This window comes from Streptomyces sp. DI166 (assembly GCF_900091315.1).
Classification (GTDB): domain Bacteria; phylum Actinomycetota; class Actinomycetes; order Streptomycetales; family Streptomycetaceae; genus Streptomyces; species Streptomyces fuscus.
This window is the reverse complement of record NZ_FLSP01000078.1, coordinates 1-16174: the sequence shown is the minus strand read 5'-3', so window position 1 is coordinate 16174 and position 16174 is coordinate 1. Positions and strand designations below refer to the sequence as shown.

Here is a 16174-nt window from a genome sequence, read left to right as displayed (position 1 = left end):
CGTAACAGCAGTCGAGCACGGATTGCTCAGGTATCGCCCGCGAACCGCTGGAACCGTCGTGCCGTAGCCCAGGAATGCGGGGGCGGCGGTCTTGTTCGGCGACACCGGGGTCCCCGCTCGGTTCCCCTCAAGCCCCGGCCGCGAGGACGAGTAGTGACTACTCACCCGGGCAGCCCGACCCCGGACTGGAGCTCGCGCACCAGTTGCGGCGTGAGCAGGTCGCCCGCGCGGTCGGCGAGGACGGCCATCTCGTAGCCCACCAGGCCGACGTCGCACCCCTCCGCCGCGAGGACGCCGAGGCAGCTGCCGTCGCGGATGCGGCCGACCATGAGGAAGCCGCCCAGCATCTCGATCATGACGAGCTTCATGCCGTGGAAGCCGTGGGCCGTCGCCGCGTTCTGGGCGAGGCTGGTGATGCCGGAGACGATCGCGGCGAGATGGTCGGCGCGATCCCGGCCGAGGTTGTCCGAGGCGGCCATGAGCAGGCCGTCGGAGGAGACGGCGACGGCGTCGGTGACGCCGTCCGCCGTGCGGACGAAGTCCGAGATGAGCCAGCCGAAGCTCTGGACGGCGGTGGTCATGAGGACGCTCCTTGTGCGGTGCCGGCCTCCGCGCGGGCGACACCTGCTCGGAAGCCGTTGAGCAGGGCGGCGACGGCGGGCCGTGCGGGCAGGGACGGGGCAGCGGCGTCCTGCGCGGGGGCGAGGAGGCGCTTGGGGAGGGTGACGAGGGCGGACAGACCGCCGCCCGGGGTGTCGAAGAGGTGGACCTGGGTGCCCGCACCGAGGCGGTGCGCGAGCCGGCCGACGACCAGCAGGCCGAGGAACCGGGTGGGCGCGGCGAGGAAGGCGTCCTCGTCCGAGCCGGGGTGGTCCGCGAGCCGGGCGTTGGCCTGCTCGCGGTCCGGCTCCGGCATGCCGACGCCGTGGTCGACGACGGCGAAGCAGTACACGCCGTCCGCGTCGTCGTGCCAGCCGTGGACCTCGACCGCCTCGGTCGGCGGCGAGAAGGTCAGCCCGTTCTCGATCAGCTCGGCGAGCAGGTGGGCCACGTCGGAGACGGCGTGCCCATGCACCCGCACCGGCTCCACCGTCGTGATCAGGACCCGCCGGTACTGCTCCACCTCGGCGACGGCGGACTGCACGACCTCCAGTCCACTCGCCGGTGCCGTCGTGGGCCGCGGCGGATTCTGCCCGGCGAGGACGAGCAGACTCTCGGCGTTGCGCCGCATCCGGGTGGCCAGGTGGTCGAGTTCGAACAGCTCGGCGAGGGCGTCCGGGTCGAGTTCCTGGCGCTCCAGACGGGTGATGAGGCCGAGTTGGCGGCGTACGAGATTCTGGTTGCGGCGGCCGAGGTTGGCCAGGGACTCGGTGGTGTTGCGGCGCAGACCGGCCTGCTCGGCGGCCAGGTGGAGGGCGGTCCGCTCCACCTCGCGCAGGGACTTGGCGACCCTGGCGATCTCCTCGGCGCCGCCCAGCAGATCGTCCGGTACGTCCTTTGGGGGCTCGGCGGGTTCGCGCGGCGAGCGCTGGATCCGGGCGACCGCCTCGGGCAGCCGGTGCCGTGCCACATGATGCGCGGCCTCGGCCAGGGCGCCCAGCGGGCGGGTCAGGGAGCGGGCGGCGAAGGCCGCGAAACCGGCGAGGAGAGCGGACAGGAGCGCTCCGGCGAGGAGGAACGCCGCCAGTTCCGCTTCGGCGTCGTTGCGCAATGCATCGGCGCGCCGACGTACGTCGTCCCCGAGCGACCGCTGGACGCCGTGCAGATCGTCGACGAGTACGGTCATCGCGTCCCACCAGGTGCGGGCGTCGGCGGTCAGCGCCGAGCCGTCGGCAGCCGCCTCCGCCCGCTTCTCGAAGGACGTGGCGCGCTCGGCGCTCTCGGTCCCGAGGGCCTTCGTCAGGGCGGCCCGCTGGGAATCCGTGGCGACCTGCCGGAAGCGGGCGAGGGCGGCGACGCGGGTGGCCCGTACCTCGGTGAAGGTGAGGTACTCGCCGCCGCGGAAGGCACCGCGGGCGAACACGCCGTTGAGGAAGCCGCGTTCGAGCGCGACGGACTCCTTCGCCGCGGCCAGTTCGCGCAACGCGGCCAGCCCGTCGCGCAGTTGGCGGTCGGCGCCCGCCGTGGTCCGCGCCGCCGGATCGACGGCGTTGAGTGCCTCGACGGCGTCGGTGTAGAAGGTCAGGGTCGCGCCCGGATCGGCCTTCCCCGCGTCGGCGGCCGAACGGACCTGGGAAAGGCGCTTCAGCCGCCGCTGGACCACCCCGTTCACCGCGTCCTCGTCGCGCATCTCACGCAGCGCCGCGTCAACTCGCCCGCGCACCGCGGCGAGCGGCTCCCGGAACTCCTTCTCCCCGCCCAACAGGCCGTTGGTCAGGCCCCGTTCGCGCTGTAAGTGATGGACCAGGGACTGCACCCGCAGGCTGAGACCGACCTCGGCGCGTGTCGTCCGCGCCGCGCCCACCGCCTCGGCCCGCTCGTGCACGGCATACCCGGCCACACCCAGCAGCAGACAGATCGGGACCGCGATGACCACGGCCACCCGGCCCCTGACGCTGCGCCAGCCGATCACCGGCCGTGACGACTTCCGCACCCTCATGCGTCATGAAGCTAGACCGACCGCGACGGCGGGCGGTTTCCGACCTGTTAGACCGTGTGGGAACTTCGGTTGCGCCGCCCTCACACCCCCGGCCCGGCCCCTGTGACGGCCGCAGAGGGCCGTACAGGTGAACGCGCCACCCCTCGAACGGAGTACTGCCGGGGACGGGTGGCGAGATCACTCCTATCTTGGAACAGCTCACCGACGGTCGGCGCCAAGGCAGGCAGTGCATGACGGAACCGCACATCGACTATGCGGAGGTCTTCCATGCCCTGCCGGGCATGGTGGCACTGCTCACCCCGGACCTCGTCTACGTCGACGCCAACGAGGACTTCCTGCGGCTGGCCGGACGCACCCGCGAACAGCTGCTGGGCCGCTACATCTTCGACGTCTTCCCCGAGAACCCGAACGAGCCCGCGGCGGCCGGCATGCGGGAGACCCGGGAGTCGATGGAACGGGCGGTGGCCACCGGCCAGCGGGACACCATGGCGCTGCTGCGCTACGACATCGAGGACGCCGACCGGCCGGGCCACTGGCACGAGCACTACTGGAGCCCGGTCAACGCCCCCGTAGTCGACAAGGACGGGCGCGTGGTGCTGCTCGTGCACCGGGTCGAGGAAGTCACCGACCTGATCCGGGCGTTCGGCGGCGACGGCGGCAGCGACACCCGCTCGCGCGTGCTGGAGGCCGAGCTGTACACCCGGGCCCGTGAGCTCCAGGAGGTCAACGAGCGGCTCCGCAGGGCGCACGCCCACGAACGCGAGGTCGCGCTCGCCCTCCAGGACGCCATGCTGCCGCCGCCCGGCCCGACCGGCCCGCACGGAGCCGCCGTACGCTACCGGCCCGCCGTCGGCGGGCTGAACGTGTGCGGCGACTGGTACGACCTGGTCGACCTCCCCGACGGATCCCTCGCGGTCGCCGTCGGGGACGTCGTCGGCCACGGACTGGTCGCCGCCTGCGCCATGGGCCAGCTGCGCAGCGCCCTGAGCGCGGCCTGCCGGGTCGCGGACGGCCCGGCCGAGGCACTGGACGCCCTCGGCCTGTACGCCCGCTCCGTCGAGGGCGCCGAGTCCACCACCGTCGCCACGGCCTTCGTCGACTGGGACGACCGCACCATCATCTACAGCTGCGCCGGACACCCCCCGCCGGCGCTGCTGCGCCCCGACGGCTCGGTGGTCTTCCTCGACCAGGCCACCGACCCCCCGCTCGGCGCCCGCCCCGAGCACATCCCCCGGCTCCAGGCCAGCGCCCCGTTCGCCGACGGCACCGTACTGGTGCTCTACACCGACGGTCTCTTCGAGCGCCGCGACGAGGACGTCGACGTCGGCCTCGCCCGGCTGGCGGACTCCCTGGCCCGGCACCGGGACCTCGACCCCGAGGCCCTGGCCGACGTCCTCCTGGCGGACCTCCTGCCGCCTCAGGGCAACACGGACGACACCGCGCTGATCGTCATTCGGCTGTGAGACCGCCGCGGGCGATGACCTCCGCGTACCAGCGGGCGCTGTCCTTGAAGGTGCGCCGCTGGGTCGCGAAGTCCACGTGCACGATGCCGAACCGCTTGCTGTAGCCGTAGGCCCACTCGAAGTTGTCCAGCAGCGACCACAGGAAGTAGCCCCGCACGTCCGCCCCGTCCTCGATGGCCCGGTGCACGGCGGCCAGGTGGGCGTGCAGGTAGGCCACCCGCTCGGGGTCCTTCACCTCGCCCTGCGGGTCGGCGTAGTCGTCGTACGCCGCGCCGTTCTCGGTGATCACCAGCGGGGTGCCCGGCAGGTCGTCCCGCAGCCGCAGCAGCAGCTCGTGCAGCGCGTCCGCGTCGATCGGCCAGTCCATCGCCGTACGCGGACCGGGTGCGGGCAGGAACCGCACGTACTGCTCCGCGCCCGCCCACGGGGACGGCTCGGTGAACGGCACCACGGCCTCCGGGGCGACCGCGGCGACCAGGGAGGGGGAGTAGTAGTTGATGCCGAGGGAGTCGATGCGGGTGGAGGCGATCTGAAGGTCGCCGTCCTGCACGAAGGACCAGTCGGTGACCGCGGCCGTGTCCTCGATCAGGTCCTGCGGCAGGGCGCCGCGGAAGACCGGGTCGAGGAAGACCCGGTTGCCGACCGCGTCGATGCGCCGGGCGGCGTCCACATCGGCGGGGTCCTGCGAGTCGGGCCGCACCGCGTGCAGGTTCAGGGTGAGGGAGATCTCCGAGCGGGTGCCCAGCGTGGTGCGCAGGGCCTGCACCGCGAGCCCGTGGCCCAGGTTGAAGTGGTGCGCGGCGCGCAGGGAGGCGAGGTTGGACGTACGGCCGGGGGCGTGCACGCCGTTGCCGTAGCCGAGGAAGGCCGCGCACCAGGGCTCGTTGAGCGTGGTCCAGGTGGCCACCCGGTCGCCGAGCGCGTCGGCCATGATCTGCGCGTACTCGCCGAAGCGGTACGCCGTCTCGCGGTGCGGCCAGCCGCCCGCGTCCTCCAGCTCCTGCGGCAGGTCCCAGTGGTAGAGCGTGGCCACCGGGCGGATGCCGGCCTCCAGCAGCTCGTCGACCAGCCTGCGGTAGAAGTCCAGCCCCTTCTGCACCGCGGGCCCGCGGCCGGTCGGCTGCACCCGCGGCCAGGCGATCGAGAAGCGATAGTCGGTGACACCGAGCCGCCGCATCAGCGCGATGTCCTCGCTCACGCGGTGGTAGTGGTCGGCGGCGATGTCCCCCGTGTCGCCGTTGCGCACCTTGCCCGGGGTACGGCTGAAGGTGTCCCAGATCGACGGGGTGCGGCCGTCCTCGGCTGCGGCTCCCTCGATCTGGTACGCCGCCGTGGCCGTGCCCCACCGGAAGTCCGGCGGGAAGCGGTGCGTGATGGCGTCGGGGCGGGTGTCGAGCGCGGTCATGAGGTTGGGACTCCCAGGAGTGAGACGGTGGTGCCGGAACGGGCGGATGCGGGTGCCGCGGGGTCAGCCCTTGACCGCGCCCTGCATGATGCCGCCGACGATCTGACGGCCCAGCAGGCCGAAGACGAGCAGCACGGGCAGGGTGCCGAGCAGGGTGCCGGCCATGATCACGGACTGGTCGTGGACGTATCCGCCGCCGAGCTGGCGCAGGGCGACCTGGACGGTCGGCTCCGAGGAGGTCAGCGCGACGATCGGCCAGAAGAAGTCGTTCCAGGCGGCCATGAAGGTCAGCAGGCCGAGCACGGCCATACCGGGCCGGGCGATGGGCACCACGATCGACCAGAAGATACGGGCGGTGGACGCGCCGTCCACGCGGGCGGCCTCGATCAGCTCGTCCGGCAGGGACTGCACGAGGTACTGCCGCATGAAGAACACACCGAAGGCGGAGACGAGCCCCGGCAGGATCACCGCCTGGAGCTGGTTCACCCACTGGAGTTCGGCGATCAGCATGAACAGCGGGATCACACCCAGCTGCGGCGGGATCATCATGGTGCCGATGGTGAGGGCGAGCAGCGCGTTGCGGCCCTTGAACTTGAGCTTGGCGAAGGCGAAACCGGCGAGCGTGGAGCACAGCACGGTGCCGACGGTGATCGACCCGGAGACGATGAAGGAGTTCAGCAGCGCCTTACCGATCTCCGCCTCCTCCATCACCGCCTCGAAGTTGCGCATCAGGTTGGGGCCGGGCAGCAGGGTCGGCGGCACCTTCGCCAGGTCGGCGTTGGAGCGGCTCGCGGCGACGATCGTCCAGTAGAAGGGGAACGCGGAGATCAGTACGGCCACGATCAGGACGGCGTAGGCGAGGGGCCCGCCGTGGTTGGTGCGTCCCGCCCGGGAGCGGCGGCGTTTGGCCGGGGTGGAGCCGTCGGCGGTGGGCTGCTTGACCGGCGGGTCGGCGAGCGCGGTCATCGGCCGGCCTCCTTGCGGATACGGCGGCGCGCGATCAGGGTGTTGACCCCGACGAGCACCAGGATGAGCAGGAACATCACCCAGGCGATGGCGGCGGCCCGGCCCAGGTGGAAGAAGCCCCAGCCCTGCTCGTACATGTACAGCCCGAGCGTCTGGTACTGGTGCGAGATGCCGCCGGAGACCGAGCCCTCGAACAGCAGGGGCTCACCGAAGAGTTGAGTGGCGCCGATGGTGGAGACGATGACCGTGAACACGATCGTCGGCCGCAGTCCGGGCAGCGTGACATGGAAGAACTGCCGCCACTTCGATGCGCCGTCCATCTCGGCGGCCTCGTACAGCTCGCCCGGGATGGACTGCATGCCGGCGAGGTAGATCAGGGCGTTGTAGCCGGTCCAGCGCCAGATGACGATGGTGGAGACGGCGATCTGGGAGGCGACGGTGCCGGTCTGCCAGTCCACCGGGTCGATACCGACGAGCCCGAGGACGTAGTTGATCAGGCCGAAGTCACGGCCGAAGAGCTGGGCGAAGACCAGGGTGGCGGCGGCCACGGACGTCGCGTACGGCAGCAGCATGGCCGTGCGCAGGAAGGTACGGCCGCGCAGCTTGTAGTTGAGCAGATGCGCGAGCCCGAGAGCCATGACGAGCTGCGGCACGGTGGAGATCACACCGATGGTGAACGTGTTGCGCAGCGACGTCCAGAAGAAGTCGTCGCTGAGCAGGGCGGTGTAGTTGTCCAGGCCGCGCCACTCCATGTCGCCCGGGGTCTGCAGTTCGACCCGGTACAGCGACACGAACGCCGTGTAGATCAGCGGGAAGAGACCGAAGGCGGCGAACAGGGTGAAGAACGGAGCGATGTAGGCGTAGGGCGAGAACTTCTGCCAAGCACGCCGCACGGCGGGCGGCCGGGACGGCGAGATCGGCTTCGCGGATGCGGTGAGGGTCACGGTGCGGCCCTTCGAGGTGTCGGTGCCGGGTGCCAGTGGGGGCGGGTCGGGCCCGGGGCCGGTCCGCGCGCGGGGTGGCTCGCGCGGGGACCGGCCCCGGTGGGAGGCGTCAGCCGATGGTGTTCTCGACGCCCTTCTTGGCGTTGGACCATGCCTTGTCGGGGTCGGTGCCCTTGCGCTCGACCTCGCTCAGCGCGTTGGTGATCTGCTGGGCCACGTTCTGGTCGTGGATGCCGAGGACCTGGACCGGGGCGGCCTTCGCGGCGTCACCGAAGATCTGGCCGATCGGGGCGTCGTTGAAGTACGGGTCCTTGGCGTCGGCGACCTTGTCGATGGCGCCGGTGGCGGACGGGAAGTTGCCCTGCTTCTCAAAGAGCTTGGCCTGCTGCTCGGGCGCGGTCAGCCACTTGATCAGCTTGTAGGCGGCTTCCTTGTTCTTGGCGGCCTTGGGGACGGCCAGGTAGGAGCCGCCCCAGTTGCCGGCGCCACCGGGCAGCTTGGCGATGTCCCAGGTGCCCTTGCCCGCGTCACCGGCCTGGCCCTTGATGTAGCCGAGCATCCAGGCGGGGCAGGGGATGGTGGCGAAGGAGCCGGCGGCGAACGCCTGGTTCCACTGCGGGGACCACTGGTCGAGCTTGGCGCTCAGCCCGGACTCCGCGGCCTCCACGGAGGTGTCCCAGGCGGTCTTCAGAGCGGGGTTGGTCTCCCAGATCAGGTCGCCGGAGGCGTTGTAGTAGCGCTCCTTCTCCTGGCCGATCATGATCGAGTAGAGGCTGCCGACGGAGTCGATCCAGGCGCTCTTCTTGGGGGCCTTCTTCAGGTACTGCTTGCCGAGCTCGACATAACCGTCCCAGGTGGACCACTTCTGCGCGAGTTCCTCGCGGTCGGTGGGCAGCCCGGCCTTCTTGAACAGGTCGGTGCGGTAGCACATGGCCTCGGGGCCGACGTCCGTGCCCAGGCCCAGGACCTCGCCGTTCTTGCCGGTCGCGGCGGACCACTTGGCGTCCGCGAACTCGTTCTTGAGCTCCTCGGCGCCGTACTTCTTCAAGTCTTCGAACTTGTCGGCCTGCTGCTGGGTGACCGAGGCGATACGGCCCACCTCGATGCCCTGGACATCGGCGAGGCCGCCGCCGCCGGCGAGGCGGGTCTGCAGCGACTTCCAGTAGTCGGCCTCGTCCTCGGTGTCGGTCTGCTTGATGGTGACGCCGGGGTTGAGCTTCTCGTACTCCTCGTACAGCCCGGCCTCCTTGTATCCGAAGGAACCGAAGAGGTCCACGGTGATCGTGACCTTTCCGTCCGCGCTGTCGGACGAGTCCGACGAACCTCCGCAGGCGGCGAGCAGGGCACCGGCGAGGACGACGGCCCCCAGGTTGACGGCGCGCCTCTTGGCGGCTCGGGCGATGGGCATAAGAAGCCTCCCTTGGCTTCGGGGTGGAGCGAGAACGCTTTGAGAGCGCTCTCAAACTGCGGGTGGAGCGTGCCTGTCGCAAGGGGTATCCGTCAAGAGTCGAAGGCATAACGGGTTGAACTCGGTGTCCAACTCCCTTCCGTGTCACATCTATTGACGTCCACGTTTCAAGGGTCGTACGTTTCCGGCCATCTGAGAGCGCTCTCGAAACGTTCCGGACGCACACGGTGAGACCCCACTTACCCGTCGTGATGACATGAGGTGCCCCACAACATGCCAGCCACCCGCACCCGACCAGCCGCTGTGCTGGTCCTGGCCGCCGCACTGGCCGCCACCGGACTAGGTCCGATGGCGAGCCCGGCAGCCGCCGCCACGATCCCCGTCGGCGCCGGCAGCTACTCCGACACCCGCCCCGCCGGTACCACCGGCCCCACCAACAACACCGGCCAGCCGGTCACCCCGAAGGTGACCGACGCCGCCAAGGACAAGCCCGTACCCACCAACGACTGGTGGTCCTCACTGGCCTTCCAGCGGTACGGAGACAACCCCTACTCCACGCCGATGTACGGCCACCCGCTCACCTACCAGGCCGTCTCCGGCGGCCTGGAGATCGGCTACCCGACGTCCCCCAGCATCGTCGGCGACGGCCGCCAGTACGAGTACGCCCACAAGGCCGACCTGACCCTCGGGCTCAGCGGGCTGAACTCGCCCAACACCAAGGCCGACGACTGGTCCGACTGGACCGTCACGCCGTACTGGTCCGACGGCAGCCGCACCCTGCGCACCACCATCGGCCACGGCCTGCCGTTCGTATACGCCAAGGGCTCCGGCGGCGACGCCCGGATCACCACAGCCGCCGCACCGAACGTCTTCGCCGACCAGGGCAACGTCCTCGGCATCACCGTCGGAGGACACCACTACGCCCTGTTCGCGCCGAGCGGCAGCGACTGGAACGTCTCCGGCTCCGCCATCACCGCGGGCCTGAACGGCAAGGACTACTTCTCCGTCGCCGTCCTGCCCTCCACCGACGCACTCGCCACCTACCGCAAGTACGCCTTCAGCTTTGTCACCGGCTCCACCGTGGACTGGGACTACAGCGGCGGCACCGTCCGGGCCACGTACAAGCTCACCACCGAGGCCAAGGAGGGCAGCGAGCGCGGTACGCTCCAGGCCCTCTACCGGCACCAGTGGCTGCACACCCAGGACGCGCTCACCTCGTACACCTACGTCTCGCCACGAGGCACCATGAAGGTCCGCGAGGGCACCACGTTCACCACGTCGCAGAAGGCCTCCCCGGTGCTGCCCGGCCTGCCCAGGACGGACGCCGTCGACACCGCACGCCTGCGCACCTACCTCAACGACGTCGCGAACTCCTCGGACCCCTTCTCCGGGGCCGTCGACACCTACTGGACCGGCAAGGCGCTCGGCAAGCTCGCCCAGCTGGTGCCGCTCGCCGACCAGATCGGCGAGGGCGCGATCCGCGACAAGATGATCAACCTCCTCAAGGGCCGCCTGGAGCAGTGGTTCACCGCGGGCGGCGCCAATGAGTTCTCCTACGACAAGGCCTGGAAGACGCTGATCGGCTACCCCGCCTCCTACGGCAGCGACGCCGAGCTCAACGACCACCACTTCCACTACGGCTACTACGTCTACGCGGCCGCGATCGTCGCCCAGTACGACTCCTCCTGGGCCGCCGACTCCGCCTGGGGCGGCATGGTCAAGACCCTGATCCGCGACGCCTCCAACCCCAGCCGCGGTGACAGCTCCTTCCCCTTCCTGCGCGGCTTCGACGTCTACGCCGGTCACAGCTGGGCCTCGGGCCACCAGGGCTTCGCCGCCGGCAACAACCAGGAGTCCTCCTCGGAGTCCACCAACCTCAGCGCGGCCCTCGTGCTGTGGGGCTCCGCGACCGGTGACGCGCGCCTGCGCGACCTCGGCAGCTATCTGCTCACCACCGAGGCCGAGGCCATCGCCCAGTACTGGTTCGACGCCGACGAGCAGGTCTTCCCGTCCTCCTTCGGCCACGACACCGTCGGCATGGTCTGGGGCAGCGGCGGCGCCTACGCCACCTGGTGGACGGCCAACCCCGAGGAGATCCACGGCATCAACGTCCTGCCGGTGACCGGCGGTTCCCTGCACCTGGGTGGCGAAAAGGCGGCCATCCGGCGGAACTTGGCGGAGATGGAACGGGAGAACGGCGGACCGGCCCAGGAATGGCGCGACATCCTCTGGGAGTTCGAGTCGTTCACGAACCCCTCGACGGCCAAGGCCAAGTGGGACGGGGGCCACGGCTCCTACACCCCGGAGGCCGGCGAGTCCAAGGCGCACACCTACCACTGGATCGAGACCTTCGGCGCGCTCGGCGCACCCGACCCGACCGTGACCGGTGACGTCCCCTCCTCCGCCGTCTTCAGCAACGGCACCACCCGCACCTACGTCGCCCACAACTACGCCTCCAGCCTACGCACGGTGACCTTCTCGGACGGCAAGACCCTGTCCGTGCCGGCCCGTTCGACCGCGTCCGGAACCGGGGACGACAGCGGGGAGCCGGACCCGGACCCGGATCCGGAGCCGACCGGCAACACCTTCGAGCTGCGCTCCGGCGGCAGGCTCACCACGGCCACCGACGGCACGGCGGGCAGCGACACCATCGCCTCCGCCGGGGGCGCCAACCACGACGGCACCCCGAACCAGCCGCTCGTCTACATCGCCCGCGGCGTCAACGGCACCCTCACCCCGGGCGCCTCGACCAAGTTCAAGTTCCAGGTCGACGCCGGCACCACGGTGGGCCTCGGCCAGCAGGTGCGGGTCAGCTACGACCTCACCGGCGACGGCACCTACGACCGCACGGAGACCTACCACTATTTCGCCACCGACCCGGTGCCGGGATGGGAGCAGTACAACCAGACCCGAGGTCTGAAGTCCGCCGGCGGCAGCCTCGGCAACATGAAGAACGGCACGGTACGGCTGGAGGTGTGGAGCGCCATCGGCAACGGCACTTCCAGGATCCAGACCGGTACGGAGAACTCCGTCCTGGTGATCCCCTTCGACTGACCCCGTCCTGACCGCCTGACACGGCGCGGCGGGCACCGGCCATCGAGCCGGCGCCCGTCGCGCCCGTGCGCGTCAGGCGGACGCTCGGTGGATCAGCGAGGTCGGCGTGATGACGGAGGCGGGAGCCGGGCCGCCGGTCTCGTCCAGCAGCCGCATCAGCAGCTTCACCATCAGCCGGCCCATGCCCTCGATGTCCTGGTGGACCGTGGTCAGCGCCGGGTCGGCCTGCTCGACCACCGACGCCATGTCGTCGAAGCCGACCACGGCCACGTCCTCGGGCACGCGCACCCCGCGCTCCCGCAGTGTGCGCAGGGCGCCCAGGGCCGTCAGGTCGTTGGCGGCGAACACCGCGTCGAGGTCCGGGTGCCGCTCCAGCAGCTCGGCCATCGCCAGGGCGCCGCCCTTCTCGGTGAAGTCGCCCTGGCAGACCATCGAGGGGTCGGCGTCGATCAGCACGTCCCGGTAGCCGTCGACCCGGTCTATGGCGGCTGTCAGATCGGGCGGCCCGGCGATGTGCGCGATCCTGCGCCGCCCCTGCGACACCAGGTGCTGGACCGCCTGCCGGGCCCCGCCGCGGTTGTCGCAGTCCACGTACGGGGCCGCGAGGCTCCGCTCCTCGACCGGCCGGCCACCGAACACGGTGGGAATGCGGGACTTCTCGATCAGCGCGGGCAGCTCGTCGTCGTTGTGCACGGAGAAGGCGAGCGCCCCGTCGACATGGCCGCCGCCGAGATAGCGGGCGATCCGGTCGTGGTCGCCGCGCCCCTCGACCCACAGCAGCACGAGCTGGGAGTCGTTCGCCGTCAGCTCACGGCTGATGCCGCGCACCTGCTGGGCGAAGAACGGGTCGGAGAAGATCCGGAACTCCGGCTCGGCGATGATGACGGCGACCGCGCCGTTGCGCCGAGTGACCAGGGTCCGGGCCGCGTGATTGGGCACATAGCCCAGCTCCTCGACCGCCCGGCGCACCTTGTCCACCAGCGGGGCGCGCACCCCCGCACCCCCGTTGACCACGCGCGACGCAGTAGCCCGGGAGACACCGGCGCGGGCAGCGACGGCTTCCAGAGTGGGGCGGGGCCCCGTGATCGGGTCGGGCAAGGCGGGCACTCCTCGACTGGGCACGTTTCGTATCGACGGCGATGCGGACTGTTCCAGGATATCGGCAGAATGCGGCGGTGTGAGAGCGCTCCCAGCAGGGGCCCTCCGCCTGTGCGACGCAGGCCCTTAATTCGCGCGACAGGGGACGCCGGCCCTGGAACGCTACGGCCAGGAACATGATCAGTGCGGCCGCGCGTGATGGGGGATCGATGAGCTTCGTACTTCGGGGACCGGTACTCGAAGGCACGCGGGTGCGGCTGGAGCCCCTGGAGCACCGGCACACGGCCGACCTGGCCCTGGCCGCGGAGGAGGACCGCGGCTCCTACCGGTTCACCTGGGTGCCGAGGGCCGACGAGGTCGGTGCGTACATCGACGCCCAGCTCGCCCGCGCCGCCGCCGGGAAGCTCGCGCCCTACGCTCAGGTGGACCGCTCCTCGGGACGGGCGATCGGCTGCACGTCCTACTGGGACCCCCGGCCGTGGCCGGACGGCACGGACCTGTGCGCGATCGAGATCGGCTTCACCTGGCTCGCGGCTTCGGCCCAGGGCACGGGCGTGAACACGGAGGCCAAGTACCTGCTCTTCCGGCACGCCTTCGAGACCTGGAACGTGGCGCGCGTCGACCTCAAGACCGACGCGCGCAACCTGCGCTCCAGGGCGGCGATCGAGGCGGCGGGCGCCCGCCTGGAGGGCGTACTGCGCAACTGGTCGCGCTCCTGGGTGCCGGGGGAGGACGGCAGGCTCCGCGACTCCGCGATCTTCTCCATCACGGCGGAGGAGTGGCCGGAGCGCCGGGCCCGGCTCGAAGAGCGCATGGCACGGCGGTCGTCCCGTCGTCTGAGGCACGGGCCTGCGTGAGTGGCCCGGCTCCGCCGAGGCGCGGGCGGGCGGGAACGGCCCGGCTCCGCAGAACCTTCACATCCGTACCGGGCCCCACGGGACGGGGCAAAAGGCGTCGGCCGGGCAACTACACTGCGCGCTGGCATCACAGGCCACGCACAACAACTGGCTGAAGGGAACGGGGAGCGGCATGGCTACGGGGGGATGGGGGCCGGGCACCGGTCCAGGTCAGCCGGGCGGCAACGGACCAGGAGGCCAGGGCGGCTGGGGCGCTCCGTACGGACCCCCGCAGGGTGACCCCTACGGGCCGCCGCCGCAGAACCCGGGGCCGTACCCGGGCCCTTACCCCACGCCGATCCCGAACCAGCCGTACCCCTACGGCCCGCAGCCCACCAGGCCCGCCGCCCGGCGCGGTGGCGGGTGCCTGACCTTCATGGTCTTCGGGCCCTGGGGCTGGATTCTGCGCTCCGCGAACCGCGCGGCCGTGCGGCTCTTCGCGCAGCGGGGCGACAACCAGATCATCGACCGCACGGCGGACCGGGTGCAGATGGCCCGTACCGTGCTCGGCGCCGCCGCCAGCGTCCTGCTGATCCTCGCCTACAACGTGAACCCGGACCGCTGGGAGGACGCGGCGTGGCAGAGCGCCGCCCAACTCCTCATCGCACCCTTCGTGCTGATGATCGCCGCGCCCCTGGTCATCACCGGGTTCATCTACTACGCGCCCCCGCATCTGCGCCCGCACCTGCGCTCCCGTCTGCGCATTCCGCTGAAGACGGTCGGCTGGTACGTGCTCACGCTGGCCGTGATCTGCGCGGTGCTCCTCCCGACGGCACTGACGGTCAACGCCGATGACGGCAGGGACTGGTGGGAGTACGCCCTCGCCCTCGCCTCGCTCGTCGTGGTCGTCTGGGGCTTCCCGTTCTTCTTCCTCGCGTCGGTGCACTCCGCCCGCAGCGCCTTCAACAGCGCACAGGTCCACCCGATGCTGGCCCCGGTCCTCACCATGACTCTCGTGTGGGTGTTCGCGGTCATCAACATGATCGGCGACGGCCTGCCCCCGGGTCCGCCCCTGGTCAAGATCTGCGCCGCGCTCGGCGGCCCCCTGACCGTGACGGCGGTCTCGCTGTGGGAACTGCACCGGATGAAGACACGGTTCGGCGTGACGTTGCGCCCGTGAGCGGGCGGCAGTTGGTGAAGATGGCGTGAGAATCACCCAGCCGTGCAACCCTTGGGTCCTAGGGGTTGAAGGTATCTCGACAGTCTGCCACTATCGCTCATAGTCGACAGGGCAAGGAGCCTTGGTTATCGATGTATTGGGGGCGGATCATGATCCACATCACGCTCGGTCGGATGCGTTACGTCGACCCGAAGGAAGACCAACTCGGCCGCGAGCACGTCGGTTTCGACCCGAACATGGGCGACGACGCCCTGTTCCGTGCCAACCGGGGCTGTTGGGTGCTCGGTGAGCGCGCGGAGAAGGAGAAGTACGCGCTGCTCTCCTTCGAGGGCGAGGTGCGCATGGCGATCGAGATCGACCGACTGGTTCCGGTCGCCGGGGGACGCAAGGCCATCGAGGGCCGGTACCTCAAGCCGGGGGACGAGGTCTACGACACGTACGTCGGCAAGCAGCCGCCCGTGGACACGACCCGCAACCCCATCACCTACTTCGACTCCCCGCACGACACCCGCCTGTGCGGCTGCGACTGCGGCGAACCGGTCGCCGGCGGCTGGTTCCTGGCCGGGCACGACCAGAAGGCCCTGCACGCCCGGGTCGCCAAGATCGGTACCGTGCGGGACTTCATCGACTGGTTCGACAGGACGTACGTCGAGGAGAAGAGCGAGTAACCCGCGCTCCGGACGCTCAGGCCGCCCCGGTCGCCTCGCGCAACCGGGCGGCGACGATGACGGCGGTCTTCTCCCCGGCCCGCTGCTTGATCAGGCCTTCCTTGGCGGCTGCCCGCAGCCGGACCCGCGAGGCGGTGCCGTCGGCCTTGAGTACGCGCGCGGTCACCACCACGGGATTCAGGCCGCCGACGCCACCGCCCGTCACCACGCGGACCGTCCGCTCCTCGGCGGTGCCGACAGGCATCGGCTCCACGGCCCGCCCGATACCGCCGATCACCCCGAAGACGCGCTCCACCGCCTCGTGAAAGGGCAGGGGGACGAGCAGTTCGATCTCGTGCACGTTCTTCTTCAGCCGCCTCGCCACGGCTCGGACCAGCCGCCCGCCGCCCCCGCTCGCCGCGCCGAGGGCGGCAAGCCCGTCCGCCAGGATCCGGTCCTCGATGTCACTGTCGTCCACGGGGGCCACACTAACTCCGCCGGTTCGGGGGAGCGGCGGCGCGGCCACGGCCCGTATCAACTGCCCTACTGCCCTACTGCCCTATGCCCCCTGCTT

Annotated in this window: 13 protein-coding genes; 5 read left to right on the top strand and 8 right to left on the bottom strand. The window is 70.7% G+C overall.

Annotated features, from left to right (window positions below; all coding sequences use genetic code 11):
- Positions 1-161: 161 nt before the first annotated feature.
- Together GA0115233_RS30005 and GA0115233_RS30000 are read right to left on the bottom strand one after the other, a co-directional pair.
- Entirely contained in the window at positions 162-581 is a 420-nt protein-coding gene (locus tag GA0115233_RS30005; RefSeq protein ID WP_093723453.1) for a roadblock/LC7 domain-containing protein, read from the bottom strand.
- On the bottom strand, positions 578-2599 hold the full coding sequence (locus GA0115233_RS30000; protein WP_093723452.1) for a sensor histidine kinase: 2022 nt from the start codon (positions 2597-2599) through the stop codon (positions 578-580). Before GA0115233_RS30000 ends, GA0115233_RS30005 begins: the two co-directional genes overlap by 4 nt.
- 230 nt (positions 2600-2829) lie before the next feature.
- Here GA0115233_RS30000 and GA0115233_RS29995 point away from each other — a divergent pair, with 230 nt between their 5' ends.
- Positions 2830-4062 carry a PP2C family protein-serine/threonine phosphatase gene (locus tag GA0115233_RS29995; protein ID WP_093723451.1) on the top strand — a complete coding sequence of 411 codons (1233 nt, stop codon included), beginning with the start codon at positions 2830-2832 and terminating at the stop codon, positions 4060-4062.
- Here the strand turns inward: GA0115233_RS29995 and GA0115233_RS29990 are convergent.
- The 4 genes from GA0115233_RS29990 to GA0115233_RS29975 all read right to left on the bottom strand — a co-directional run bounded on the left by GA0115233_RS29990 (position 4049) and on the right by GA0115233_RS29975 (position 8785).
- A complete protein-coding gene (locus GA0115233_RS29990) occupies positions 4049-5467 on the bottom strand; it encodes a GH1 family beta-glucosidase (protein WP_093723450.1) in 1419 nt (472 codons plus the stop codon). The genes GA0115233_RS29995 and GA0115233_RS29990 overlap by 14 nt on opposite strands.
- Before the next feature lie 63 nt (positions 5468-5530).
- A complete protein-coding gene (locus tag GA0115233_RS29985) occupies positions 5531-6433 on the bottom strand; it encodes a carbohydrate ABC transporter permease (RefSeq protein WP_093723449.1) in 903 nt (300 codons plus the stop codon).
- Positions 6430-7377 carry a carbohydrate ABC transporter permease gene (locus GA0115233_RS29980; protein ID WP_093723448.1) on the bottom strand — a complete coding sequence of 316 codons (948 nt, stop codon included), beginning with the start codon at positions 7375-7377 and terminating at the stop codon, positions 6430-6432. The genes GA0115233_RS29985 and GA0115233_RS29980 overlap by 4 nt, the downstream gene beginning before the upstream one ends.
- Positions 7378-7486: 109 nt before the next feature.
- A complete protein-coding gene (locus tag GA0115233_RS29975) occupies positions 7487-8785 on the bottom strand; it encodes an ABC transporter substrate-binding protein (RefSeq protein ID WP_093723447.1) in 1299 nt (432 codons plus the stop codon).
- 273 nt (positions 8786-9058) lie between these two features.
- Between GA0115233_RS29975 and GA0115233_RS29970 the strand changes: the two genes are divergently transcribed.
- Positions 9059-11839 (top strand): glycosyl hydrolase, encoded by a 2781-nt coding sequence (locus GA0115233_RS29970; protein WP_093723446.1) that lies wholly within the window; start codon positions 9059-9061, stop codon positions 11837-11839.
- Between the two features lie 72 nt (positions 11840-11911).
- Here the strand turns inward: GA0115233_RS29970 and GA0115233_RS29965 are convergent, their stop codons facing one another.
- A complete protein-coding gene (locus GA0115233_RS29965) occupies positions 11912-12937 on the bottom strand; it encodes a LacI family DNA-binding transcriptional regulator (protein WP_093723445.1) in 1026 nt (341 codons plus the stop codon).
- Positions 12938-13146: 209 nt separating this feature from the next.
- Here GA0115233_RS29965 and GA0115233_RS29960 point away from each other — a divergent pair, with 209 nt between their 5' ends.
- From GA0115233_RS29960 to GA0115233_RS29950, 3 genes are all read left to right on the top strand, one after another.
- Positions 13147-13794, top strand: a complete 648-nt coding sequence (locus GA0115233_RS29960; RefSeq protein WP_093723444.1) for a GNAT family N-acetyltransferase — start codon at positions 13147-13149, stop codon at positions 13792-13794.
- A 415-nt stretch (positions 13795-14209) separates the two neighbouring features.
- A complete protein-coding gene (locus GA0115233_RS29955) occupies positions 14210-14953 on the top strand; it encodes a hypothetical protein (protein WP_255310402.1) in 744 nt (247 codons plus the stop codon).
- 149 nt (positions 14954-15102) lie between these two features.
- On the top strand, positions 15103-15621 hold the full coding sequence (locus tag GA0115233_RS29950) for a hypothetical protein (protein ID WP_093723442.1): 519 nt from the start codon (positions 15103-15105) through the stop codon (positions 15619-15621).
- A gap of 16 nt (positions 15622-15637) precedes the next feature.
- Here the strand turns inward: GA0115233_RS29950 and GA0115233_RS29945 are convergent, their stop codons facing one another.
- Positions 15638-16078: a hypothetical protein gene (locus GA0115233_RS29945; protein ID WP_176711992.1), complete on the bottom strand. Its 441-nt coding sequence runs from the start codon at positions 16076-16078 to the stop codon at positions 15638-15640.
- Between the last annotated feature and the right edge of the window lie 96 nt (positions 16079-16174).